This is a genomic window from Aeromonas sp. MaB10011B, assembly GCF_017939325.1.
GTDB classification, from domain to species: Bacteria; Pseudomonadota; Gammaproteobacteria; order Enterobacterales; family Aeromonadaceae; genus Aeromonas; species Aeromonas caviae.
In genome coordinates this window covers 110,390-133,186 of sequence record NZ_JAGKRK010000072.1, presented here as the reverse complement: position 1 = coordinate 133,186, position 22,797 = coordinate 110,390, and the positions used below count along the sequence as shown (strand labels likewise).

Genomic DNA, 22,797 nt, shown 5'->3' with positions numbered 1-22,797 from the left:
GGTTTCAACCAATGAGCGAACCAACCATGACACAGACACCCTGGTGGCAAAGCGCCGTGATTTACCAGATCTACCCCAAAAGCTTTCAGGATTCCGGCGCCCGTGGCACCGGTGATCTCAAGGGGATCATGGCCCGCCTCGACTACCTCAAGACCCTCGGCGTCGATGCCCTCTGGCTGACCCCGGTCTATGTCTCCCCCCAGGTGGACAACGGCTACGACATCGCCGACTACCTGAATATTGATCCGGCCTACGGCACCATGAGCGATTTCGAAGCGCTCCTGGCCGCCGCCCATGCGCGCGGCATCCGCATCGTGATGGATATCGTGGTGAATCACACCTCCACCGAGCACGCCTGGTTCAAGTCGGCACTGGGGGACAAGCACAGCCCCTATCGCGACTACTACATCTGGAAAGATTCGGTGGACGGCGGCGTGCCCAACAACTGGCAATCCAAGTTTGGCGGCAGCGCCTGGGAGCTGGATCCGGCCACCGGCCAGTACTACCTGCACCTCTTTGCCCGCGAGCAGGCGGATCTCAACTGGGAGAACCCGGCCGTGCGCGCCGAGGTGAAGAAGATCATCCATTTCTGGGCGAAGAAAGGGGTCGACGGTTTCCGCCTCGACGTCATCAATCTCATCTCCAAGGATCAGGCATTCCCTGACGACGAGGCGGGGGATGGCCGCCGCTTCTACACCGACGGGCCGCGCATCCACGAATTTTTGCAGGATGTGAGCCGCGACGTCTTCGCCCCCGTGGGGGCCATGACGGTGGGCGAGATGTCTTCCACCAGCCTGGAACACTGCCAGCGCTATGGCGCCCTCGATGGCTCCGAGCTCTCCATGGTGTTCAACTTCCATCACCTCAAGGTGGATTACCCGGGCGGCGACAAGTGGACCAAGGCCCCGTTCGATTTCCTCGAACTCAAGCGCATCTTCAACCACTGGCAGAGCGGTATGCATGGCAAGGGGTGGTCGGCGCTCTTCTGGTGCAACCACGATCAGCCGCGCATCGTCTCCCGTTTCGGTGATGAGGGCGAGTATAGGGTGGTCGCCGCCAAAATGCTGGCCAGCACGCTGCACGGCCTGCAGGGGACGCCCTACATCTATCAGGGGGAGGAGATCGGCATGACCAACCCCGGCTATCAGCGCATCAACGACTATCAGGATGTGGAGAGCCGCAACATCTTCGCCATCAAGCAGGCGGAAGGGATGAGCGAGGCCGAGATCCTCGCCATTCTCGGCGCCAAGTCCCGGGACAACTCGCGCACCCCGATGCAGTGGAGCGCCGCCTCCAACGCCGGTTTCACCAGCGGGACGCCCTGGCTCAAGCCAGCCGCCAACTACCCCGAGATCAACGCCGAGGCGGCGCTCGCCGACCAGCACTCGGTGTTCTGGCACTATCGGGATCTCATCGCCCTTCGCAAGGCGCACCCCATCTTCACTCAGGGGGATTATCAGGAGCTGCTGACCGGGCACCCGCAGATCTGGGCCTATGCCCGCCGCGCCCACGGTCAGACCCTGCTGGTGGTGAGCAACTTCTACGGCGAGCCGGTGGAGTTTGCCCTGCCTGCCGAGCTGCAAAGCGGGGAGGGGCGACTGCTGCTTGGCAACTACCCGGATAGCCCGGCCCGCCCGCAATCCTGCAAGCTGCGCCCTTACGAATCCCTGATCTGGCTGATGGAGCAATGATGACTGACGCAACGACAGTGCAGCGGCCCGCCGTGCGTGGCCCCGAGTGGCAGAAGATGGTGGCGGGAGCGCCCTATGATGCAGGGGACCCCGAACTGCGGGCTGCGCGGGAGCAGTGCCGCGCCCTGCTGGGAGAACTGAACCAAGAGCGAACCGATGCCCCTGGCTGGGATGAGCGCCTCACCCGCCTGCTGGGTGGCCGCGCAGAACGCTGTTTCATCACGCCCCCCTTCTTCTGCGACTATGGCGCCAACATCTTTGTCGGCGAGAATTTCTACGCCAATTTCAACTGCACCATCCTGGATGTGTGCGAGGTACACATAGGCGACAACGTGCTGCTGGCCCCCGGAGTGCAGATCTACACCGCTACCCACCCGGTGGCGGTAGCGCCTCGCATCAAGGGGGTGGAGTTCGGCAAGCCGGTGCGCATCGGCAACAACGTCTGGATTGGGGGCAGCGTCGTCATCTGCCCGGGCGTCACCATAGGGGACAACAGCGTCATCGGGGCGGGGTCAGTTGTCACCAAAGACATTCCGGCAGGCGTGGTGGCGGTCGGCAATCCCTGCCGGGTCTTGCGCCCCATGACGGCAGAGGAGCTGGCGCCCGGAGAGCCTGGCTGACACAGAAGGGGCAGGCCGTACCTGCCCCTGTTCGTTTCCCTGACGGCGCTCCCGCAATGCCGGCAAGGCTTCGGCGCAACCCCCTCTTTACCCGGGCAGCAAGGCGCCGCAACGCTTGTGCTGGCCCATGACCACCAGAGTCTTGAAACTGCGTACCTGATCCCTGGCATGGAGCACCCGACGGGTGAACTGCTCGTAACTTTGCATGTCCCTGGCGGCCACTTGCAGCACGAAGTCCTGCTCCCCCGTCACATACCAGAGATCCATCACCTCGGGTTCCCGCTGCAGGCTGGCGATCATCTCATCGACGATGCGGCCATGATCCCGCTCCAGGGTCACCAGCACCAGCATGGTGATGGGCCAGCCCATGGTGGACGGTGCCACCAGCGCCACTTCCCGCTCGATGAGACCGGACTCCCGCAAGGCGCGGACGCGGCGGTAGCAGGCTGGGGCGGAAAGACCGACCCTGTGGGCCAGCTCCGGCGTGGGCAGACGGGCATCCTGTTGCAGCTCGGCGAGGATGAGCAGATCAAATTTGTCGGTCATGGGGTTCATTAGATAAAAATTATCGCACAAGGCCAGTATTAGACCGGTTTTACCCAAGTATCCAGATATATCTTATTGCTCATCGTCCTGCCCGGTATGAACACCATGCAACCCAATCCCAATGCCCTCTCCTCTCTTCTGGCCGTCCTGCTCGCCATGTTGTCGATCACCCTCGGCGCCTCCCTGGCCAAATCCCTGTTTCCCTTGCTGGGTGCCGCAGGTACGATCCTGTTCCGGCTGGGGTGCGCCGCCCTTCTCCTCTCCCTGGTGTTTCGCATCTGGCGTGCCCCCCTCGACCGACGCACCCTGCTGGGCGCCATCCCCTACGGCCTGTCGCTTGGGGCCATGAACCTGCTCTTCTATCTGGCCATCGCACGCATTCCCCTCGGCGTAGCCCTGGCCATCGAGTTCATCGGCCCCCTGACGGTGGCTCTGATCTCCTCACGCCACCGGGCGGACTTCATCTGGCTGATACTGGCCATCGCCGGGCTGCTGCTCTTGCCCCTGCGGGCAACACAGCAGGCCATCGATCCCCTGGGTGCCGCACTGGCTCTCGGGGCTGGCCTCTTCTGGGGGCTCTATATGCTCACCGGAAAGCGGGCAGGAGCCTTGCTGGGCGCACAAGCTCCAGCGCTGGGCATGTGGGTGGGCACCCTGCTGGTATTGCCCTTCGGGCTGGAGGGTGCGATCGAGGCGTCATTCACCGTCCCCGTGATCCTCACCATCATCGGGGTGGGGCTGCTCTCGAGCGCCATCCCCTACTCTCTCGAGATGTTTGCCCTGCGCCGCCTTCCCCTCAAGAGCTACGGCATTCTCACCAGCGGTGAACCGGCCATGGGAGCCTTGATGGGACTGGTATGGCTGGGCGAACAGTTGCCCCCGTCCCAATGGCTCGGGATAGCCGCCATCATCGCCGCCTCCATGGGCACCACCTGGCAGGCGGGTCGTCGACAAGCCGGCTCCGCCTGAACCAAAAAAACGGGGCCGGCGATGACCGGCCCCGGGGATGGCACGAGCGCATCAGGACGAGTAGTCGTAACAGCGTTTGAGCTCGCCGAAGTCATAGAAGAAGCTGCCCACCGCAATGGGGGCGCAGCCTGCCTTGAAGGCGATCTCCTTCTCGTTGTAAAGCATCTTCACCAGCACCCGGCCGGCCTCGTTGCGGTAGACATCCCACTGGATATTGGCCGCATAGGGAGAGACCCAGCCGCCACGCCATTCGTTGTTTTCCTGGCTCATCAGCACGCCGGGCTGGGCGCTCTGGCGACTCCCTGCCAGCTTCATCAGGGCCGCCAGCGGGATCAGGGTCTCCGCATGGGCGAAGCGCAGCTTGGCGACATGCTCACCCGCCTCTTCCACCACCTGGGTCTGAACCTCGTTGAAGAGGCCGTCAAGCAGGGGCTGGGCCACGGCGTAGGTGACGCTCTGGCTGGCAAGACTCGGCCCCTTCTCGTAGAAGTCCTCGGCATCGGAAAGGTAGGAGAACCAGGCAGACTCCTCTGGCGTGATGAACTGCTCGAGATCCCAGGACCCGCCTTGTGCCTGCGCCTCCCGGATCATCCCCGGGCCGATGATGAAGAGGTTGTAGAGCATGAGGGCGGCGTCCACCTCGTCGCGCACATGGGTCTTGCCGCCGTCTTCCGGATTCACCGCCACATAATCCACCCCGGCGGCCAGCTCGTCGACGAAGGCTTTACTGTAGAGACGCTCGAGCATCTCGCGGGCCATCACCCGGGTCCTGGGCAGGGCCTTGAGCGCATCGAGGACCTCGGTCAGCTCGGGAGCAGGAGCCACCCCGTTGTCTTCGTCCCCGACAAAGGCCTGATAGGCCTGGAAGGTGGGCAGATACCGGGTGTACTCCCCCTGTGGCTCGGTCTTGTGGAAGTAGAGCTCGAACTTGTTGCGCAGCCCCTTGTCGATCTCGGAAGGGTTCTCCTGGCTGACGTAACAGTCGGGGCTGTCCGTCACCAGAGAGACCCGTTTGGCCAGGCTCTGCATGAAGAAGTAGGCGCTTTCGTTGGCGCGATCCTTGCCCGATGTCTCGACCTTGAGGCAGAGGGGAGTCGATTCAGTGGTCAGCAGGGTGGGCAGCCGTTCGGCGAGCCGGGTCGCCAGGTTGGCGTGCTCCTCCTTGCCGAGCGCACTCAGCAGGCCATAGCCGAGGGTCTGGTTGGCGGCCGTGACGGCGTCCACCTTGGCGCCGAGCCGTTGGCCCAGCTCGGTCAAGGCCCCCTGCCTCGCGGCCTCCTCCCACACCAGCTTGGTCAGCACGTCGTATTTGGGGCTGGACAGCGAGCGGGAGCCGTGGCGTGCCACCAGTTCGGTGAAGACGGGACTAAAGCCTTCAGGGGCAACCTCATAGCTGTTCATTGCCTGACGGGCGGCATAGACCGCCTTGGTGCTGTATTGATAGTCGCCGACGGCAGGCGAGGAAGAGTCATTGCCCGAATGGCAGCCGCTCAGCAGGGTGGCCGCCACGCAGGCGGCAAGGGAAGAAACGCGAAACATAGTCATCCTTGAACCAGTGTGAAAATGAAGCCGCACAGTACGCACCGGATGTGACAATCTGGTGTCAGGTCTGGGACATGCACCTCTCTCCGGAAGGGTGACTCCCCTCCAACCCGTCTATGTCCCCCCACAAAACATCATTCATATTTTTTGAACGTGTAGGCCAGTTTATCTCGCTAACAATGACCGGGTGAGGCGCTTAATATTCACACATCGCTTAGGCAGGAGCGCCAAGCCGCAAAACAACTGGTCGTTCATGGCAGTCCCCCATACATATGGGCGACAAACCTCCGTGACAAAACAACACACCATTTGAATGACCTCTTGCATGGATGCATTGATGCAGGCCTGTCAGGCCTTGCCAATGACATAAAAACCAAGAGAGTGAATGAACATGAAAAACGTGATCAAGATGCTGGCCGTTGCAGGCCTGATGAGTGCCGGTGTTGCCCAGGCTTCCGTCCCCGCCGACTTCAACGCCACCCCGGGTGTGCTGTTCGTGAACTGGCATGCCAGCGCCGCCATGGCCGGCAAAGCCAACCCCATGCTGGAGGTGCGCGATGAATCCGGTGATCTGGTGGCATCGGTCCACGCCAACCTGATGGGCACCCAGCAGGTACAGATCCCGAACCGCGCCCAGGGCAACCTGACCGTCAGCCTCGGCGATCAGAGCAGCGATTACCGCATCCCGTTCGGCATCGGCAGCGGCAATCCCCGCTGATCAACGCAGACGACGTCCCTCCCGGGTCTGGCAAAGACACGCCGACCAGGCGAGAGATCAACGACAAGGGCGCCATCAAGGCGCCCTTGTCGTCGTTGCCGTCGGCATACACGGCTACTGGGTGAAGACGGGACCGAAGCCGGATCCCCACAGGATGGCCGTGGCAGCCAGCACGCAGACCAGCAACACCAGGCCGACCGTCACCACTGAACTGGCGTAGATGAATCCCTGCTCCTTGGTGATGTGCATCAGGATGGGCACGCCGATATAGAGCAGGTAGACGGAATAGGTCAGCCCGACCAGACCGATGAGCATCACGAACCAGAGATGCGGGAAGAAAGCGGAGAAGCCCACCATGAAGAGTGGCGTGGAGGTGTAGGCCGCCAGCTCCAGCGAGGTCGTGTAGCTGGGATCCGAGCCGAAGGTATGCCCCATCCAGTGCACCAGATAGGAGAGTGCCAGCACGCCGATGATAAGGGTCACGTACATGGCGACCGACAGCTTGAATGCGCTGTTGGCGGTCAGGGTGATGGGATCGCCGACCCCGATGCTCCAGCCGATGTGAACGGCGGAATAATAGGCGCAGATGGGAGGGATAAGGGCCACGAGCAGGATGTGGGTCAGACTGTTTCTGAAGCTGTCGTGCCGCTCGTCTATGGTATGCCATTCGGTGTGGGGATGGGCATACAATCCCCATAAGTGATTCAATATCATAGCGTTATTCCTTCTCTACATCGGTGGTTGGCGGATCGATACCGGGCTTTCTCCTCTGATTGCGTCATGTCCGGGCGCTGGCGGTGCCATCGCTTGCCATGGCATGCGATGACTTTAAATAAAGTCGCTCCACCGCCGCTGCGTCAAGCGAGGTCGCCGGGCCAGCCGGGAGGGATGGGAAGACAGCAGGAGGGCACCGGAGGCGGGCACTGATGGCACCCGCCGCTGGCACTCCCGTCAATACTGCTTGGTTTTCGAGGCAAAACCCGCGAGGAAGAGACCGGTCAGGAACATGCCGCAGAAGGCCTCGATGGCCGACAGCAGTTGCAGCGGCGAGGAAGTCTGGGAGATGTCCCCATAACCCAGGGTCACGAAGGTGACGATGCTGAAATAGAGGGAGCGCCCCAGATGGCCGTGGGTTGCAGACTCCGGCGCCAGGAAATAGGTCAGGGTCGCCAGCAGGATCACCCCCATCGACATCAGCAGGCTTCTGATGGGACGCTCCCCAAACCCCCAGGTGATGAAGCTGATGAACTTGCCAGCGCACTTGAGATAGCACAGCAGGGAGAGCCAGCACTTCGTCATCGGACCGCTGCGCAACCAGCGCTCCCGGAACAGCTCCCGCGGGCTCGCCAGGGACTTCATCTCGTGCAGCTTCTCCTTGTAGTAACACTCGCCGGCATCGACTGTGTCACCCACGCTGGAGAAGAGACGCTTGGCATTGCGATAGAGTTTGCTCGCCTCGTTGTGGTCGATCCGCCCATTGTCGTTGTAGACCACCTCCACCTTGTCCAGGTTGGTGTGCTCCATGGTGGCATCGAAGTTCTTGGCGCTGACGCTGAAGTTTTTCAGCACCGCCCGGGAGGAGTGGAAGCGGATCTCCTCGCACTCTATGGTGAAGTCCTGAAAGACCCCGTCCTCCAGCGCCAGCTCCCGCTTCTTGGCCCAGGCCCTGTGGTCCCACAGCAGGGAGTCGAACAGATCGAGCCCGATCACCCCGCCATTGACCCTGACCCCCTTGGCCGAGCAGTGCCACAGATAAACCTTGGAGTTGTTGACGGCCCCATCGAGAGAGAGCTCGTCGAGACAGGTAAAATCGAGCAACCGGCCGGAGATGATGGGGCTTTTGAGGGCAACACCGCCGATGTTGAGCAGACGATGCTTGCCCAGCACCTGGGCCTCCCCCTTGTTGTTCTCCGAGACCGAGAGCAGGCTTTGCACCCGTTTCACCTCGTCATTGCCATGTTTTCCCGCCAGCCACATGCTGTAAGGCTCGAAACGGGTCTCCGAGCGGATGAGGCCGCTCTTGCGCAGGGATTCCAGTGCACTCGAGGCGCTCTCATACAGGCGGACCTTGTCGTCGCTCATGTAGACACAAAGGCTCAGCACGCAGCGGGAGCTGATGAAGCGGGCGATGCCGATCTGGAAGATCACGCTTTTTTCTATCTTCTGCTCCGCCATCCAGTCGTCGAAATCGGGCAGCGACGCCACCAGCAGCGCCCAGATACGGGGATAATCGTTCTCACGCCGCCACTCGTTGAATTGCTCGGGGGAAAGCTGCCAAAGCTCTGTTGCATTCATAGATGACCTCAGTAATGGAGATGTTCTCGTCGGTGATTCTCTGTCAAGTGCAACCAATAGAAGCGAGCTTACAACAGCAACGAATGGCCCCTAAGAATCAGGAGAAAAAAAGTTAACCATTTGAAAAAAATGCATAAATGCTTTCTCACACACCAAAAAATGAACGCTCAGAGATAAAAAAAACTCCCGACCGGGAGCTTTTTTTATGGGCAGTACGCGATGGCGTTACGCCTCCAGGCTGATGCCGATGTTGGAGACGCCGTCTTGGGCCGCGAAGGCGCGGATGGCAAGGATGCGGTCGCTGTCCCGTTCATGGGCCACCCGTTTGAGCAGTTCGACCTGGAACTCCAGCTCCGCCTCCATGTACTCGTGCTCATAGAGCTCATCATCGCTGAGGTCCCGCTCTTCCAGCATCTCGATGAAGCCGGCGACCGTGCCGACAGACGCATGGCTGGCGTCGTTGGCCTCTTCCCCCACCCGGCAGATCACCGAGTTGTAGGCACAACCCAGCGCCACGCAGGCGTCCAGTGCCGGATAGGCGCCGTAGGATTCAAACTTGCGGGGATCGGGAATGTAGACTTCAAACGCTTCCAGAATGGCACCAAGATTGACGCGGGATCCCTTGACCGTCAGGTAGTTCCACATCTGATCCAGCGCGTGACGGAATGCCCTCGCATCCCCGAAACCGGAGGCCTGGGTAAAGAGCACATAGTTGGGGTACATGCGCTCTGCCAGCGCCAGGGTATAGACGGTTTGCTGCCAGGGCTGCAGCTCGGCCAGTCGCTTATAAAACTTGTCACCAAACACTGGAGTCGGATCCTTTGCAAAATGTGGGGCAGATTGTAGCCCACGAGGGCCCCGTCTAAAAATGAAAAAGCGCCCTGCTCGACTATCTTGCCCGATCAACTGGGGTAAGATGGAGACAGCATCCCTCTCGCCTTGCCATAAACACGATAAGGAACAAGAGTATGAGCCAACGTACCCTGCTGCTGTTGAGTCAGGACAACAGCCACTATGAACGCCTGCTCAAGGCGGCCCATCTTCCCCATCTGCACATTCTTCGGGCCGACAATCAGGCCGAGGCCGAACAGCTTATCGGTGACGCTCATATCCTGATGGCCGAGCCTGCCCGGGCCAAGCCGCTGCTGGCCAAGGCCGGCAAGCTCAGCTGGCTCCAGTCGACTTATGCCGGGGTCGATGTGCTGCTGGACGCCAGTTGCCGCCGCGACTACCTGCTCACCAATGTCCGCGGCATCTTCGGCCCCTTGATGAGCGAGTATGTGTTCGGCCATCTGCTCAGCCTGACCCGCCAGTTGCCACTCTATCGCGAGCAGCAGCAACAGGGCGTCTGGCAGAGCCATCCCTATCAGGGCTTGAAGGGAAAGACGCTGCTGCTGCTCGGCACCGGCAGCATAGGGCAGCATATAGCCCACACCGGCAAACATTTTGGCATGAGGGTGCTCGGCATCAGCCACAGTGGCCGTGAACGTGCCGGGTTCGATCAGGTGTACCAGTTGCCGGCACTCAACAAAATGCTGGCCCAGGCCGATGTCATCGTCAGCGTGCTGCCCGCCACCCGCGAGACACGCCATCTCTTCACCGCCGAACGCTTCGGCCACTGCAAACCGGGCGCCATCTTCTTCAACGTCGGCAGGGGCAATGCCGTCCATGAGGGGGAGCTGCTGGCGGCACTGCAAGCCGGCAAGCCCGCCATGGCGGTGCTCGATGTGTTCGAGCAGGAACCCCTGCCCGCTGACAGCCCGCTCTGGCACCAGCCCAATCTCATCGTGACGCCCCACAACAGCGCCTACAGCTTCCCGGAAGATGTGGCCCAGATCTTCATCCGCAACTACATCCGCTTCATCGATGGTCAGCAGCTGGACGGCCGGATCGACTTTGACAAGGGTTATTGAAGCCGTTCTGCAATGAAAAGGCCCCGCCAGTTGGCGGGGCCTTTTTCGTCAGGAGGGAGCCGTTCAGCCCGCCTCCATCTCTTTGCGGTAGCTCTTCACCTTGGCGAGGAACTGACGCTTGTCCTTGCCGGAGAGCGGCTCCGCCATCGGCAGCTTGATCTTCATGGGATCCACCGGGCGGTTGTTGATGCGCACCTCGTAGTGCAGGTGAGCACCGGTGGAGCGGCCCGTGTTGCCGGAGAGGGCAATCTTGTCACCCATCTTCACCTTCTGGCCCGGCTTGACCAGCAGCTTGCTCAGGTGCAGATAACGGGTCATCAGGGTACGGCCGTGCTTGATCACGACATAGGTGCCTGCCAGCGGGTGGCTGGTTGCCTTGAGGACCACACCGTCACCGGTCGCCATGATGGGCGTGCCTACTGGCAGGGCAAAGTCGGTCCCCTCATGGGGCCGGACCTGCCCGGTAATGGGATGACGGCGATTCGGGTTGAAACTGGAGCTGACCCGGTAACGGCTGTGAGTCGGATAACGGCGGAAGCCGCGCTCCAGGCTGTTTGCCTGACCGTCATAATAGTTGCCATCTTCCGACAACCAGGCTGACACGGCCTTGCCCTGGCTGAACACCTCGACCCCCAGCAACTGGGTATTGCCCGTACTCTTGCCCTCGACCGTCTCCTGACGGACCAGCACCTTGAACTTGTCACCTTTTTTCAAATCCTTGGCGAAGTTGAGGCGCCACTGGAACAGGTTGGCAATCTTCTGGATGTGGTTGGCCGGGATCCCGGCATTGCGGGCGCTGACGTAGAAGCTGCCGTTGATGACACCGTCATAGCTCTTCTGTTGCCACTCCACCTCTTCATTGAGCATGTTGGCGCTATAGGTGTCGTCGGTACGCTCCAGCACCAGGGTCTGCTTGATGTTCAGGCGGATCTTCAGCTGCTGCAGAATGTTGTCCTGATCGATCAGCAACTCGATGGTCTGACCGGGTTTGAGACGCGCCAGGTTGTTCTTGGCATCCGCATCCAGCACCTTGTAGAGGGTGGTGGTGGACAGCCCCAGGTTGTTGAAGATGGTGGTCAGGTTCTCGCCGTTGCGCACCCGGTAATCCTGCCATTGAGGCGTGGCTTCCGCCGGGATGTCGTCTTCGGGAGCAGCTGACTCGACCAGCTCGTGATCCGGAATGTCGTTGAAGTCGGTGTTGTCTTCGTTGGTTGCGGTGCCCGTGGTGGCGATCGGCAACTCCAGACGCAGTGGCCGCTCCAGGATGTCACCGGGAGCTGGCAATACGGCTACCGCTGACAGCGTCATGGCCGTGAGCAATAGCATGGCATAGAAATGCTTGCGGGGAACCGGGGGTTCCCAATTGGCAGCCTGGGCTACCAAGGGACGGAGACGTTTCATCCGCTATCCTGTTATTAGATCTAAGGGTGGTGGTTGTGGGTCTGTTTTTATGAGTTTTTATTATGAAAACCGAATATCTGGCTTTTAGACCTAAATACTTACAAAAAGTTCATAGCTCCATGCACGAAACTCACATTTTATGCATAACCTTCCAGCATGGGCAGAAATGATCGTCATTTTCAGCCATTTTTTTCTATTTTTAAGAACCAAGTCCGGTTGTGGCGCTCTCCGGCCCAGAAAATGTTGCAAAAACATCTCCATGGAGTGGGTATGTCATTGGCAAAATTGTTAAATGTAATCATTCTGATCCTCTTCACCATCGGCGCCGCGCTGCTGCTCGTGCTGGAGATCACCACGGTACGACAGTCTATTCTCGACCAGATGTCGGCCAACCTTGAAACCGCCATCACCGCGCTGGGGCTGGTGCTGCAGGGTACCTTGCTCAACGATGACAAGGTCCTTGCCGAGACCATAGTGAACGCCATGTTCGACGGAGGTTTCGTCAACTCCGTCGTCCTGCTGGATCCGGATGGCCAGGTGCTGTTCCAGAAGGTGTTCCACACCGCACAGCAAAATATTCCAGGCTGGCTCCCCTCTGTTATCGACATGCCGCCGGTCAAGATTGAGCAGGAGTTGACTGACGGCTGGCGCATTCTCGGTACCCTCACGCTCGAGGGACACAAGGGTTACGCCTACCAGCATCTGTGGAACGCCATCAGTCGTACCGGGCTCGCGTTGCTCGTCGGCCTGCTGGTGTTCAGCCTGGTGATCACCTGGGTGTGCCGCCGCCTGATGCTCCCCCTCGAACAAGTCAGTCTGCAGCTAACCCGGATCCGCAAACGCCAGTTCAGCGGCAACCTGCCAACCCCGTGGCTTCGCGAATTGCAGGAAGTCGTCGTCTCCATCAACCAGTTGGTCTCCGAACGCAAGCGGGACCTGCTGCAACAGCGGCTCAAGATCACCCAGCTTGGCAAGCACGACGCCCTCCCGACCCACCAGAAGCTCGTTGGTCTGGTCGACACCGATGGCAACACCTATCAGCAGCATTTCTTCTCCACTCAGGGGAGTATCAGGCTCTACAGCCGCCTGTTACCCAAGCACCCCCCCACCACGGACAGCTCGCCGGATGAAATTCGGGCGCTGCTCAACGACTGGCTGACCCAGAAGGCGGAAGGGCTCCAGCTGCCTCTCAGCCTGCTCGGCCATCCAGACTGGGCGCAGTTTGCCCCCGTGCTGGCCAGCGCTCGTGGCAAGACACTGGACTGGCGCTGGGATCTGGCTATCTTCCCTCCCCTGGCCGAGGAGCGACTGACTGCACTCCAGTCCCAGGGGATTGAGCTGGCGTTCAGCAATATCCCGATGAACAATGACAATCTGGCCAGGCTCGACCCCATCAGACCCGTCTTCATCAGTTGCCAGCTCACCCAATCCCCCCTTTATTGGAACCTGCTCTCCCAATGCCTCCATGCTTCCGGCTACACCTTGCTGGCGGAAGCCGGCGACGTGAGCGATGTAGACATGCTGCGCAGTTGGGGCATCGATGGTTATGCCACTCAGGAGAATGCATCATGAGGATCCCGCTGCTGCTGCTCGCCCTGCTGTGGCAACCGACCCTGCACGCGACCACCATGACCATAGGCACAGGGGGGGAGCAAGGCATCTATTACCAGGTCATCAAGGAGTTCTGCAGACTGGCCAAAAAAAGTGACCCCACGATGCCCTGCAAACTGCAGGCCAGCTCCGGGTCCATCGAAAATCTCCGCCAGCTGAAAGCGGGAGAGGTCCCCTATGCCCTCGTCCAGTCAGACTGGCTCTATCAGGCCAGCCAGGGCACGGGGCCTTTCGTTGCCCAACCACAACCCGAGCTGAGGGCTCTCTTTGCCACCCACGCAGAGCCCTTCACCATAGTGGTGCGAGCCGATGGGGATATCACCACCCTGGAGCAGCTCAAGCTGGCCCCCATCGACATGGGCCTGAAGAGTTTAGGGACTCGTCAAACGGCATTGGCCCTGTTCAATGTCTTGGGTGCAAAGGAGCAGGATCTCGATTTGAAGAGCGTCGCCAATCTCTCCGAAGCACTGTGCAGTAAACAGATCGATGCCTATGGCCTCGTCATGGGTCATCCCAACCGTATCGTGCTCGACACCGCCAAGCGCTGCGACGTGCGCTTCCTGGCGATCGAGGGGCCCGTCAGGGACCAGCTGCTCAAGGGGGTCAGGTATTATCAGCGCAGCCAGGTGCCGGCACGCATCTACCCGGGCAACCTCAAGGCAACCCCGACCTTCGCCATCGCCGCCACCCTGGTGACCAATGCCGCCACTCCGGATGACGAGGTCTATCGGCTTACCCGGGCCATGCTGAGCCAGCAAACCAGTTTCAACGAACAGACCTATGGCTATGCGAACCTGTTTCACAAGGCGCGCAACAAGATAGGCCCGGTGCTGAGTGTCGAACAGCATCCGGGCGCGGCAAAATATTTCGAGGAGTTGAAGGCGGCGGGCAAGTTATAGCTGGCGACGGGGGGAGCGCAGATGCTCGCTGGAGAAGCGGCTCTGCATCGAGGTCCACTGGGCCAGGCGATCGGCGCTCCCCGCCAGGGTTCCTTCGCGGCGGGATTTCATGATCCAGATGCTTTTGGCATCGAAACTGTAAACCGGCTGCAGATCATTGCGCTTGCTCCCCGGCAGGATGCGGCCATTGATGTTGTCCAGTACCAGGGGATCTGACTTGATGGTCGGGAAGTACAACGTCACCATGTGGAACTGGTTGTAACGGATTGCCTTCACATAGGCCAGCCGCAGCTTCTTCTCGTCGACCCCCAGCTCCATCAGGGTGTAGTACTTGGCGATGCTGTAGTCCTCGCAATCCCCTCCTCTCGCCCCGATGAACTCCAGCGGATTGGCCCAATAATCATCATCCCCCCACAGTCTGGGATCCTCGCTGTAGGTCAGGTTGTTGAAGTAGTTGTTCACCAGCTCCAGCTTCTGCTGGTCCGTCGTTCCGGCCCTTGGCGTCAGCAGACGAGAGAAGGCCTCGGACCGCTGGATCGCTCTGGCGCCATAGACCGCCTGCATTTTTGCCCTGAGTTCCGGGCTGGCGATGTGTTCGGAAAGACCGGATGCCTGTATGCCGGATCCCAGCAGGGTCAGCGTGCAGGCAGAGACGAGCAACCATTTCATGACTGACACTCCATATCAGATGCTGGAGGTCAGTATAGTTGGCCGCGCCGCCTCTATCGTCAATGTCGGGCAAGGCCTAGCGGCACAGGGCGAAGGCGTCCGCCAACTGCTGCATGAATTGCGGATAACCGTCCGGACCGAGCGGCACCTGCTCGCCGACTTCGTCCAGCAGCAGCACCTTGGCCCCGGTATTGCGGGCAACCGACTCGATCACCGCCGGGGAGAACTGCGGCTCGGCGTAGATGCAGCTCGCCTTTTTCTCTTCCAGCGCCTTGCGGATATCAATCAGCGTCTTGGCTCCCGGGCGACGCTCCGGGCTCACGGTGAAGTGTCCCTTGGAGCTCATGCCGTAGTGACGCTCCCAGTATCCATAGGCTTCGTGGAACACGAAGTAGCCCTTCTGATCCACCGCCTCCATCTGCACGGCGATCACCTTGTCCAGGGCGTTCACCTTGCCCTCGAAGGCCGCGAGATTGGCGGCATAGCGTGCCTGGTTGGCAGGGTCCAGCTTGCCCAGTTCGGTTGCAATCGCCTTGGCAATCACCTTGGCCTGGGTTGGACCCAGCCAGATGTGGGGATCCACCCCTTCGTGGTGGTGCCCTTCATGGCCCTCGTCGTGCGAGCCGTGGTCATGGGCGGCATGGTCATGATCCTTGTCATCATGGTGATGATCGTCATGCTCCCCCTGGGTCGCATAGTTGTACAGCGACATGCCGGGAACCTGGGTCAGGGTCAATACATGAGGATGCCGGGCAAGGGGTTTGGCCATGAAGCCTTCCAGCTCCGGACCGACCCACACCACCAGATCGGCCTCGTTGATGCTGCGAATATCGGAAGGGCGCAGGGAAAAATCGTGGGGCGACGCGCCGGTGGGCAGCAGCACCCCGGGCTCGCTCACGCCATCGGTGATCGCCGCCGCGATGAAGCCCAGGGGTTTGATGGTGGTCAGCACCTCAAGGGCACGGACAGGCAGACTCACCGCCATCAGGGCAGTGATCAGAGCAAGAATTCGCATAGAGGTCTCGTCAGGGAGCATGTGTGTGATAATATAACAAACCAACATCGCTGTTATATTATAACTCTCACAGGCTGTAAACCCCGGAGCTGTCATGACCCAACTGGTGGAGCTGAAAGAGGTCTGTCTCTCATTTGACGGACGACTCGTGCTCGACAAGGTCTCCTTTACCCTGAACAAAGGCAAAATCACCACCCTCGTCGGCCCCAACGGGGCGGGCAAGAGCACCCTGAGCAAGCTGGTGCTGGGCTTGCTCCGCCCAGATTCGGGGGACATCGTCCGCCGCCGCGATCTGCGGGTCGGCTATGTACCCCAGCGCCTCTATCTGGACCCCACCCTCCCCCTGACGGTGCGCCGCTTCCTGCAGCTTGGCAAGAACAGCCGCCTCTCCATCGAGGAGGCGCTCAATCGGGTCGGCGCCCAGGATCTGCTGGACAACCGGATGCAGAAGCTCTCCGGTGGCGAGATGCAGCGGGTACTGCTGGCCCGCGCCCTGCTGGTCAAGCCCGAGCTACTGGTGCTGGACGAACCGGTGCAAGGGGTAGATATCACGGGCCAGATCGAGCTCTATGCCCTCATCAGCCAGCTGGCCGCCGAGTTCCACTGCGCCGTGCTGATGGTCTCCCACGATCTGCACCTGGTGATGGCCAGCACTCACGAGGTGATCTGCCTCAATCGCCACGTCTGCTGCCACGGCGAGCCGGAGAGCGTGGCCCGTCACCCGGAATTTGCCCGCCTGTTCGGGCGACCGGAGCGGGAGGTGCTGGCGGTCTATACCCACCATCACCACTGCGATGGCGAACACCATCATCATGAACCGCAGGCTCCCGTCATCCGCCTGCCCTCTCGCAACAACTAGGATCTTCACGTGGACAGCTTTCTGTTATACGCCCTCGCGGCCGGACTCGGCATCGCCCTGCTGGCCGGGCCGCTGGGCAGCTTCGTGGTGTGGCGCAAGATGGCCTATTTTGGCGACACCCTCTCCCATGCCTGCCTCTTCGGCATCGCCCTCGGCATCCTGCTGCAGGTGGACCTCACCCTGGCGGTCGTGGTCTGCTGCCTCGCCATGGCGATGCTGCTGGTCATCATGAGCCGCAACCAGCAGGTGGCCACCGACACCCTGCTCGGCATTCTGGCCCACAGCGCCCTGTCGCTGGGTCTGGTCACCCTGAGCTTCATGGACAACGTGCGGGTGGACCTGATGGCCTACCTGTTTGGCGACCTGCTCTCGGTGCAGCCCATGGACCTGCTCTGGATCTACGGCGGCGGCGCCCTGGTGCTGCTCACCCTGTGGCGGCTCTGGGATCCCCTGCTCTCCATGACCATCTCGGAAGAGCTGGCCCGGGTGGAAGGGGTGCGGGTGGATGTACTGCGCTGCGTGCTGATGTTGCTGATAGGCCTGGTCATCGCCGTGGCCATGAAGTTCGTCGGGGCGCTCATCATCACCTCCTTGCTGATCATTCCCGCCGCCACCGCCCGCCGCTTCAGCCAGACCCCGGAGCAGATGGCCGGCTTTGCCGCCCTGACAGGCTGTCTCGCCGTGCTGGGGGGCCTTGCCCTCTCCTGGTATCAGGACACCCCGGCCGGTCCCTCGGTCGTAGTCTGCGCCACCACCCTCTTTGTACTGAGCCAGTTCAAGCGCACCTGACCCGCTCCTGATGGCCCTGGTCTCGCCAGTGCCATCAGGCCTCCCGAATCAGACACCTTCGTCGTGGGCTGTGCCGTCCATTCTGCATAGGGCACCCAGCCCGTTCAGACACGCCTGAGAGGCTCGTTTTCCCCGGGTCTCAGGCTCGCCTGCGACTCCTGCCACAGCCACTGACGCAACCGGCTGATGGCGGGTTCATGGGCGCGCGAGCGCTTGAAGACGAAATAGAAGTTGTCGCAGGTCTCGAGGGCGTGCAGGGGCAGCCGCACCAGACGCGGATCCTCCGGCTGCAACATGTAGTCGTTGATGAGCGCCATTCCCTGGTCCCAGTTCGCCGCCTCCAGCGCGAGCAGAATATGGCTGAAATGGTGCACCCTCGCCTCGGGGGGAATGGTCAGTCCCCCCATTTCGGCCCAGCGCCGCCAATCTTCCCCCTTCTCGCGGTAGATAGCCTGGATGGAGAGCAGCGGCAACTGCCACAGGGTGGCGGGCCACTCCCCTTCCACCTGCTGCCACATCCGGCGACTGCACACCGGCATCAGCCGCTCCCGATAGAGCAGATCGTGCATGTAACCCGGCCCTTCGGGGGAGACGGTGATGAAACCGTCCGCCACCCTGTCGGAGAGCTCGGGATCTTCCGCCACCATCTCCAGGCTGAGATCCAGCTCGGGATAGAGCTGGCGCAGCCCGGCCAGGCGCGGTATCAGCCACTTCACAGCAAAGGAGCTGTAGACCGCGAGCCGCACCCGCATCTCGCCGCCGCCGCGCAACTGCTCGCTGCTCTGGGCAATCTGGACCAGCCCGGCGGCGATCCCCTCGAAATAGATCTCCCCCTGGGGCGTCAGGGAGAGCAGCCGCCCCTGGCGCAGCAGCAGCCGCTCCCCCAGAAAATCCTCCAGCAGACGGATCTGGTGACTGACCGCACTCTGGCTGACATTGAGCTCCAGGGCGGCGCGGGAAAAACTCAGCAGGCGGGCAACCACCTCGAAATATTGAACGGCGCGCAGGGGGGGCAGCTTCATTATCCAAATTTCTCATGCGTGATGATTTTTTATCATTTTACTGGATAACAGGCCGCGGGCTACCCTCCCCTCATCTGAATCTGGAGGTGGTATGAATGCAGTCGGGATAGGCATCCTCTATCTGGTGCTCGGCAACATGGTGGCGGTCTTCTCCGATGCCCTGGTCAAGGTGCTGGAGCCGGACCAGCCCATCTTCCAGTTTGTCTTTTTCCGCCAGCTCTCCGCGGCCCTGTTGCTCACCCCCTGGCTGCTCTGGTCCTGGCGGCGCAACCCGCCGGTAGCCCTCAAGTGGCACCTGCTGCGGGCCCACATCTGGGCCGTCGGCGTCTGCCTGATGGTGGTCGCCCTCACCCGACTGCCGCTCGCCACCGCCAACGCCCTCTTCTATGCCGCCCCGCTGCTGATGGTGCCGCTCGCGGTCTGGCTGGCGGGGGAGGCACTCTCGCGCCAGAAGGTGCTGACGGCGCTGCTCGGCTTCGTCGGGGTGCTCATCGTGCTGCGCCCGACCGAGGTAAACTGGGCCGCCCTGGCGGCGCTCGGGGTGGCGCTCTCTCTGGCGGTCAACAACCTGCTGATCAAGCGCATCCCGCTCCAGCAGCCCATCGCCCAGACCCTGTTTTTCACCAATGTGCTGAGCATGCCCTTCATCCTGGCGCTGGCCTGGTGGGAAGGGGGCGAGTGGCAATGGCAGATGTGGTGGCCCGCCTTCGGCTCCTCGGCGCTCATCATGGTCTACGCGGGGCTGTGCGTGATGGCCTATCGCAAGGCGGAGGCGAGCAAGATCGCCTCAGCGGAGTACACCGGGCTGCTGATGGCGGTCGCCATCGGGGTCTGGCTGTTTGACGAACAGCCGGGGCTGCCGCTGCTGTTGGGGTGCCTGTGCATCATACTGCCGCTGGTCGCCATGGCCCGCAGCAAGCCCAAGCCCCAGGCCGAGCCGGCGCTCTAGCCTGCCGGGTCAAGCAGGGGGGCGACCCGCTGCTGCAGATGGGGGATCACTGCCTGCTCGAACCAGGGGTTCTTCCTGAGCCAGAGGGTGTTGCGCGGGGACGGGTGCGGCAGCGGCAACCAGGCCGGGCCATAGTCCGCCCAGTGTCGCACCGTCTCGGTGAGCGATCCTTTCGCCGCCGCCCTCAGGTAGTAAGCCTGCGCATACTGGCCGATGAGCAGGGTCAGCTCGATGTTGGGCAGCAGCATCAGTACCTTGTCGTGCCAGGTGGGGGCACATTCCGGGCGCGGCGGCAGATCCCCCGACTTGCCCCTGCCGGGGTAACAGAGCCCCATGGGCATGATGGCGATGCGGGATTCATCGTAAAAGGTGGCCTTGTCCACCCCGAGCCACAAGCGCAGCCGATCGCCGGAGGGATCGTCCCAGGGGATGCCGCTGGCGTGTACCCGGGTGCCGGGGGCCTGGCCGATGATGAGCAGACGGGCGCGCTCGTTGCCGCGGATCACCGGCCTTGGGCCGAGCGGCAGGTGGGCCTCGCACAGGCGGCAGGCCCGGATCTGTTCAAACAGGGGATCGAGTCGGTTCATGGGCCCGATAGTACCAGAGTTTTCTCCCCGCTCCCGCTTGTGAAAGGGGCGGCGGATACTTATCATGCAGCCGCCATTGTTTAGTTTAATAAACGGAGAGAGATGAAGAACTGGATGGGCACCGGCAGCGCGGCCCTCTCATTCGTGCTGTGGGGCATGCTGCCCCTCTATTACCAGTTCATGCCCGAGATCAACATGTGGGAACTGCTCTCCCACCGGGTGCTCTGGTCCGTGGTGCTGCTGGGAGGCCTGCTTCTGCTCCTCGGCCAGCGGGTACCCTGGGGGGCCCTGCGCGGCGATCCCCGGCAGCTCGGCCTCGTGCTGCTGGCAGGCCCCGTGATGTCCATCAGCTGGTGCATGTTCACCTGGTGCCTGACCACGGGCCAGGTGCTGGCCACCAGCCTCGCCTTCTTCATGACCCCGCTGTTCAACATCGCCTTTGCGGTGCTCTTCCTCAAAGAGAAGCTCACCCCGCAAAAACACCTGGCGGTGGCGCTCGCCCTGGCGGGGCTCGCCTACATGCTCTTCTCCTACGGCGAGCTGCCCTGGTTCTCCCTCGTGATGGGGGCCAACTTCGCCCTCTACGGCCTCATCAAGAAGAAGGTGAGACTGGACGCCGGAACCAGCCTCTATCTGGAGTCTCTGGTGCAGTTGCCCATCGCCCTTCTCATCATCGGCTGGCTGACCTTGCAGGGCACCAGCCAGTTTATGGCCGGTGACTGGACCGAGCGACTGCTGCTGATGGGCAGCGCCCCCGCCACCCTGCTGCCGGTGGGGCTGTTCTGCTATGCAGTGGCGCGCACGCCCATGAGCACGGTGGGGCTGCTGCAATACATAGAGCCGAGCCTCGCCTTCCTGCTCGCCCTCTTCTGGTTTGGCGAGATCCCGGATCCGGTGAAATCCGTGGGCTTTGCCTTCGTCTGGGCCGGCCTGCTGGTGAGCCTGCTGCCCCTGCACCGGCTTGGGCGCCAGCGGGCCAGGTGGCGTACCTCGTGACCCTCGCCACCCCCACTCCCTCCCGCTGGTTTGTCTATCTGGTGCGCACCGGCACCGGAGCACTCTATGCGGGGATCAGCACGGATCCCGAGCGGCGACTGCGTCAGCACCAGAGCGGCAAGGGGGCCAGAGCCCTGCGCGGCAAGGGGCCCCTCTCCCTGGTATGGCAGCAGGAGGTCCCCGGCAAACGCGAGGCGCTGCGCCTCGAGTACCGCCTCAAGCAGCAGAGCAAGGCGTTCAAGGAGCGCCTGGTGCACGAGCCGGCGTTGTGGCACGGCTGGAGCCTTTCCTGGCTTGCCACCCCGCACACCGACCCTGTGTCGCCCCCATAAAAAGGGCCACTGCAAGCAGTGGCCAAGGAAGGATACGAAATCAGGGAGGCTTAACGGTAGGTGTTCGACTGCTTGCGCCTGTTGCTGAGGAGCCAGCACACCACCAGCACCACCAGCAACCAGGGCGCCAGCTTGATGATGAGGGCAAACATGCCGGCCAGGGCGCCAAACAGCACAAAGACCCCGCTCACCAGCAGCATGGCCAGCACGGTGAATCCGGTCAGCGCCATGCCGATCAGCACCAGGATCAAGACGATAAATTCCAGCATGTTGTGCTCCTCACGGGCTTGCACTTGCCGACGGGACGATCCGGAGATCACTCCAGCCAGCGTTGAAGTTCACGGCGGGGAGGCATGACGAGCACCCCCACCAGATAGAGCGCCAGGGCCAGCGGCGGCATCAGGATCAGGGCGAGCAGGGCCACCACTCGCACCGTCACTCTGGACACCCCCAGCCCTCTGGCAAGACCGGCGCAGACCCCGGTCAGCTTGCGATGGGCGAGATCCTTGGGCCAGGGTGTCATGGTTATGCCTCCACCTTCTGACCCTTGAGCCGGGCCAGCTCCCGCTCAATCTCGTCGTTCAGCTCCAGCTCGCGGAACTGGGCCTCGAGGGACGGGTTCTGCCCCAGGGTCGCCGCCTCCAGCTGGGCCTCCAGCTGATCGACCCGGTTCTGGAAGCCGTCGAAGCGGGCCACCAGCTCGTGCATGCGCTGGTTGTCCACCTGGGCACGGGCGCGGATGCGGCTGTGGGCGGTCTGCTCGCGCAGGGTCAGCATCTTCTGCTTCTCTCGCGCCTCGGTCAGCTTGGCCGCCAGTCGCTCGCTGTCGGCGGTGAGCTGGGCCAGCACTTCGGCCACCCGCGCCTTGTCCTCTTCCAGCCGCTCGCACTGCTTCATCTCCGCCAGCTTCTCGGTGAGGGCGGCACGGGCCAGATCTTCGCGGCCCTTCTGGATGGCGAGTTCGGCCTTGGCTGCCCACTCCTGGATCTGGTTGCGCAGCGCCTGCTGATGGCGCTCCAGCTGTTTCTGTTCGGCGATGACGCGGGCGGCCTGGGTTCTCATCTCGACCTGGACCTGCTCCATCTCCTCGATCATCAGCCGCAGCATCTTCTCCGGCTCTTCGCTCTTGTCGAGCAGGCTGTGCAGGTTGGCATTGATCACGTCGGTCAGGCGGCTGAATACGCTCATGGTCTGGCTCCTTGTTGATAGGGTGTCACTCTCTTCCCATGACATTACAAGAGCCGTGCCAGAATGTTTTTTCCTTTATTTACAATTAGATGAAAGTTAACGATGGATGTTTATTGGATACGGTGTGGTGAAAAAAACCAACAAGATGGTGATTTTCACCAATAAAAAAGGGAGCCAGCGGCTCCC

The 22,797-nt window shown here is 61.6% G+C and carries 25 protein-coding genes; 12 read left to right on the top strand and 13 right to left on the bottom strand.

The window, feature by feature from the left end; translation table 11 throughout:
• Positions 1-26: 26 nt before the first annotated feature.
• Both treC and J9893_RS14965 read left to right on the top strand, forming a co-directional pair.
• Complete coding sequence (gene treC, locus J9893_RS14970; RefSeq protein ID WP_210599892.1) at positions 27-1,691, top strand: alpha,alpha-phosphotrehalase; 1,665 nt, start codon at positions 27-29, stop codon at positions 1,689-1,691.
• Positions 1,691-2,311, top strand: coding sequence for a sugar O-acetyltransferase (locus J9893_RS14965; protein ID WP_210599891.1), 621 nt, complete (start codon positions 1,691-1,693; stop codon positions 2,309-2,311). Before treC ends, J9893_RS14965 begins: the two co-directional genes overlap by 1 nt.
• 87 nt (positions 2,312-2,398) lie before the next feature.
• Here the strand turns inward: J9893_RS14965 and J9893_RS14960 are convergent, their stop codons facing one another.
• Positions 2,399-2,857 carry an Lrp/AsnC family transcriptional regulator gene (locus tag J9893_RS14960; RefSeq protein WP_039039724.1) on the bottom strand — a complete coding sequence of 153 codons (459 nt, stop codon included), beginning with the start codon at positions 2,855-2,857 and terminating at the stop codon, positions 2,399-2,401.
• Between the two features lie 96 nt (positions 2,858-2,953).
• Between J9893_RS14960 and J9893_RS14955 the strand changes: the two genes are divergently transcribed.
• On the top strand, positions 2,954-3,826 hold the full coding sequence (locus tag J9893_RS14955; RefSeq protein ID WP_210599890.1) for an EamA family transporter: 873 nt from the start codon (positions 2,954-2,956) through the stop codon (positions 3,824-3,826).
• 51 nt (positions 3,827-3,877) lie between these two features.
• On the opposite strand, the gene J9893_RS14950 is transcribed toward J9893_RS14955, so the two are convergent.
• The gene (locus J9893_RS14950; protein ID WP_210599889.1) at positions 3,878-5,371 is read right to left on the bottom strand and encodes a histidine-type phosphatase; all 1,494 of its coding nucleotides are present in this window, start codon (positions 5,369-5,371) and stop codon (positions 3,878-3,880) included.
• Positions 5,372-5,753: 382 nt separating this feature from the next.
• Here J9893_RS14950 and J9893_RS14945 point away from each other — a divergent pair, with 382 nt between their 5' ends.
• Positions 5,754-6,086: a hypothetical protein gene (locus J9893_RS14945; protein WP_041211768.1), complete on the top strand. Its 333-nt coding sequence runs from the start codon at positions 5,754-5,756 to the stop codon at positions 6,084-6,086.
• A gap of 114 nt (positions 6,087-6,200) precedes the next feature.
• On the opposite strand, the gene J9893_RS14940 is transcribed toward J9893_RS14945, so the two are convergent.
• The 3 genes from J9893_RS14940 to J9893_RS14930 all read right to left on the bottom strand — a co-directional run bounded on the left by J9893_RS14940 (position 6,201) and on the right by J9893_RS14930 (position 9,188).
• Entirely contained in the window at positions 6,201-6,800 is a 600-nt protein-coding gene (locus J9893_RS14940; protein WP_029314835.1) for a Yip1 family protein, read from the bottom strand.
• 237 nt (positions 6,801-7,037) lie between these two features.
• Positions 7,038-8,381: a potassium channel family protein gene (locus J9893_RS14935; protein WP_041211769.1), complete on the bottom strand. Its 1,344-nt coding sequence runs from the start codon at positions 8,379-8,381 to the stop codon at positions 7,038-7,040.
• A gap of 225 nt (positions 8,382-8,606) precedes the next feature.
• Complete coding sequence (locus J9893_RS14930) at positions 8,607-9,188, bottom strand: YjaG family protein (RefSeq protein WP_010672811.1); 582 nt, start codon at positions 9,186-9,188, stop codon at positions 8,607-8,609.
• A gap of 161 nt (positions 9,189-9,349) precedes the next feature.
• On the opposite strand from J9893_RS14930, the gene J9893_RS14925 reads away from it, so the two are divergent.
• Positions 9,350-10,294, top strand: coding sequence for a D-2-hydroxyacid dehydrogenase (locus tag J9893_RS14925; RefSeq protein ID WP_045523137.1), 945 nt, complete (start codon positions 9,350-9,352; stop codon positions 10,292-10,294).
• Positions 10,295-10,357: 63 nt separating this feature from the next.
• Here the strand turns inward: J9893_RS14925 and mepM are convergent, their stop codons facing one another.
• Positions 10,358-11,695, bottom strand: coding sequence for a murein DD-endopeptidase MepM (gene mepM / locus J9893_RS14920; RefSeq protein ID WP_210599888.1), 1,338 nt, complete (start codon positions 11,693-11,695; stop codon positions 10,358-10,360).
• Positions 11,696-11,965: 270 nt separating this feature from the next.
• Here mepM and J9893_RS14915 point away from each other — a divergent pair, with 270 nt between their 5' ends.
• Entirely contained in the window at positions 11,966-13,267 is a 1,302-nt protein-coding gene (locus J9893_RS14915; RefSeq protein ID WP_210599887.1) for a LapD/MoxY N-terminal periplasmic domain-containing protein, read from the top strand.
• Positions 13,264-14,205, top strand: coding sequence for a TAXI family TRAP transporter solute-binding subunit (locus J9893_RS14910; protein WP_210599886.1), 942 nt, complete (start codon positions 13,264-13,266; stop codon positions 14,203-14,205). Before J9893_RS14915 ends, J9893_RS14910 begins: the two co-directional genes overlap by 4 nt.
• Here J9893_RS14910 and J9893_RS14905 read toward each other — a convergent pair.
• Positions 14,200-14,874: a transglutaminase-like cysteine peptidase gene (locus tag J9893_RS14905; protein ID WP_041212317.1), complete on the bottom strand. Its 675-nt coding sequence runs from the start codon at positions 14,872-14,874 to the stop codon at positions 14,200-14,202. The genes J9893_RS14910 and J9893_RS14905 overlap by 6 nt on opposite strands.
• A gap of 76 nt (positions 14,875-14,950) precedes the next feature.
• A complete protein-coding gene (gene znuA, locus J9893_RS14900) occupies positions 14,951-15,889 on the bottom strand; it encodes a zinc ABC transporter substrate-binding protein ZnuA (RefSeq protein WP_210599885.1) in 939 nt (312 codons plus the stop codon).
• Between the two features lie 94 nt (positions 15,890-15,983).
• On the opposite strand from znuA, the gene znuC reads away from it, so the two are divergent.
• Both znuC and znuB read left to right on the top strand, forming a co-directional pair.
• Positions 15,984-16,748 (top strand): zinc ABC transporter ATP-binding protein ZnuC, encoded by a 765-nt coding sequence (znuC, locus tag J9893_RS14895; RefSeq protein WP_048209009.1) that lies wholly within the window; start codon positions 15,984-15,986, stop codon positions 16,746-16,748.
• 9 nt (positions 16,749-16,757) lie between these two features.
• The gene (gene znuB, locus J9893_RS14890) at positions 16,758-17,537 is read left to right on the top strand and encodes a zinc ABC transporter permease subunit ZnuB (RefSeq protein WP_010672803.1); all 780 of its coding nucleotides are present in this window, start codon (positions 16,758-16,760) and stop codon (positions 17,535-17,537) included.
• A gap of 104 nt (positions 17,538-17,641) precedes the next feature.
• Here znuB and J9893_RS14885 read toward each other — a convergent pair whose 3' ends face one another.
• Complete coding sequence (locus J9893_RS14885; RefSeq protein WP_210599884.1) at positions 17,642-18,559, bottom strand: LysR substrate-binding domain-containing protein; 918 nt, start codon at positions 18,557-18,559, stop codon at positions 17,642-17,644.
• Between the two features lie 91 nt (positions 18,560-18,650).
• On the opposite strand from J9893_RS14885, the gene J9893_RS14880 reads away from it, so the two are divergent.
• Positions 18,651-19,508: a DMT family transporter gene (locus J9893_RS14880; protein ID WP_041214395.1), complete on the top strand. Its 858-nt coding sequence runs from the start codon at positions 18,651-18,653 to the stop codon at positions 19,506-19,508.
• Here J9893_RS14880 and J9893_RS14875 read toward each other — a convergent pair.
• The gene (locus J9893_RS14875) at positions 19,505-20,095 is read right to left on the bottom strand and encodes a uracil-DNA glycosylase family protein (RefSeq protein ID WP_010672800.1); all 591 of its coding nucleotides are present in this window, start codon (positions 20,093-20,095) and stop codon (positions 19,505-19,507) included. The two genes, J9893_RS14880 and J9893_RS14875, sit on opposite strands and share 4 nt — an antisense overlap.
• Positions 20,096-20,197: 102 nt before the next feature.
• On the opposite strand from J9893_RS14875, the gene rarD reads away from it, so the two are divergent.
• Both rarD and J9893_RS14865 read left to right on the top strand, forming a co-directional pair.
• Positions 20,198-21,091: an EamA family transporter RarD gene (rarD, locus tag J9893_RS14870; RefSeq protein WP_045523128.1), complete on the top strand. Its 894-nt coding sequence runs from the start codon at positions 20,198-20,200 to the stop codon at positions 21,089-21,091.
• A complete protein-coding gene (locus J9893_RS14865; protein WP_048209007.1) occupies positions 21,088-21,423 on the top strand; it encodes a GIY-YIG nuclease family protein in 336 nt (111 codons plus the stop codon). Before rarD ends, J9893_RS14865 begins: the two co-directional genes overlap by 4 nt.
• A 50-nt stretch (positions 21,424-21,473) precedes the next feature.
• Here J9893_RS14865 and pspG read toward each other — a convergent pair whose 3' ends face one another.
• Genes pspG through pspA form a run of 3 tightly spaced genes read right to left on the bottom strand, consistent with a single transcriptional unit; the run spans position 21,474 to position 22,611 of the window.
• Positions 21,474-21,692, bottom strand: coding sequence for an envelope stress response protein PspG (pspG, locus tag J9893_RS14860; RefSeq protein ID WP_010672797.1), 219 nt, complete (start codon positions 21,690-21,692; stop codon positions 21,474-21,476).
• 47 nt (positions 21,693-21,739) lie between these two features.
• Positions 21,740-21,946 carry a PspC domain-containing protein gene (locus tag J9893_RS14855; RefSeq protein ID WP_210599883.1) on the bottom strand — a complete coding sequence of 69 codons (207 nt, stop codon included), beginning with the start codon at positions 21,944-21,946 and terminating at the stop codon, positions 21,740-21,742.
• A gap of 2 nt (positions 21,947-21,948) precedes the next feature.
• Positions 21,949-22,611 (bottom strand): phage shock protein PspA, encoded by a 663-nt coding sequence (pspA, locus tag J9893_RS14850; protein WP_010672795.1) that lies wholly within the window; start codon positions 22,609-22,611, stop codon positions 21,949-21,951.
• Positions 22,612-22,797 lie beyond the last annotated feature (186 nt).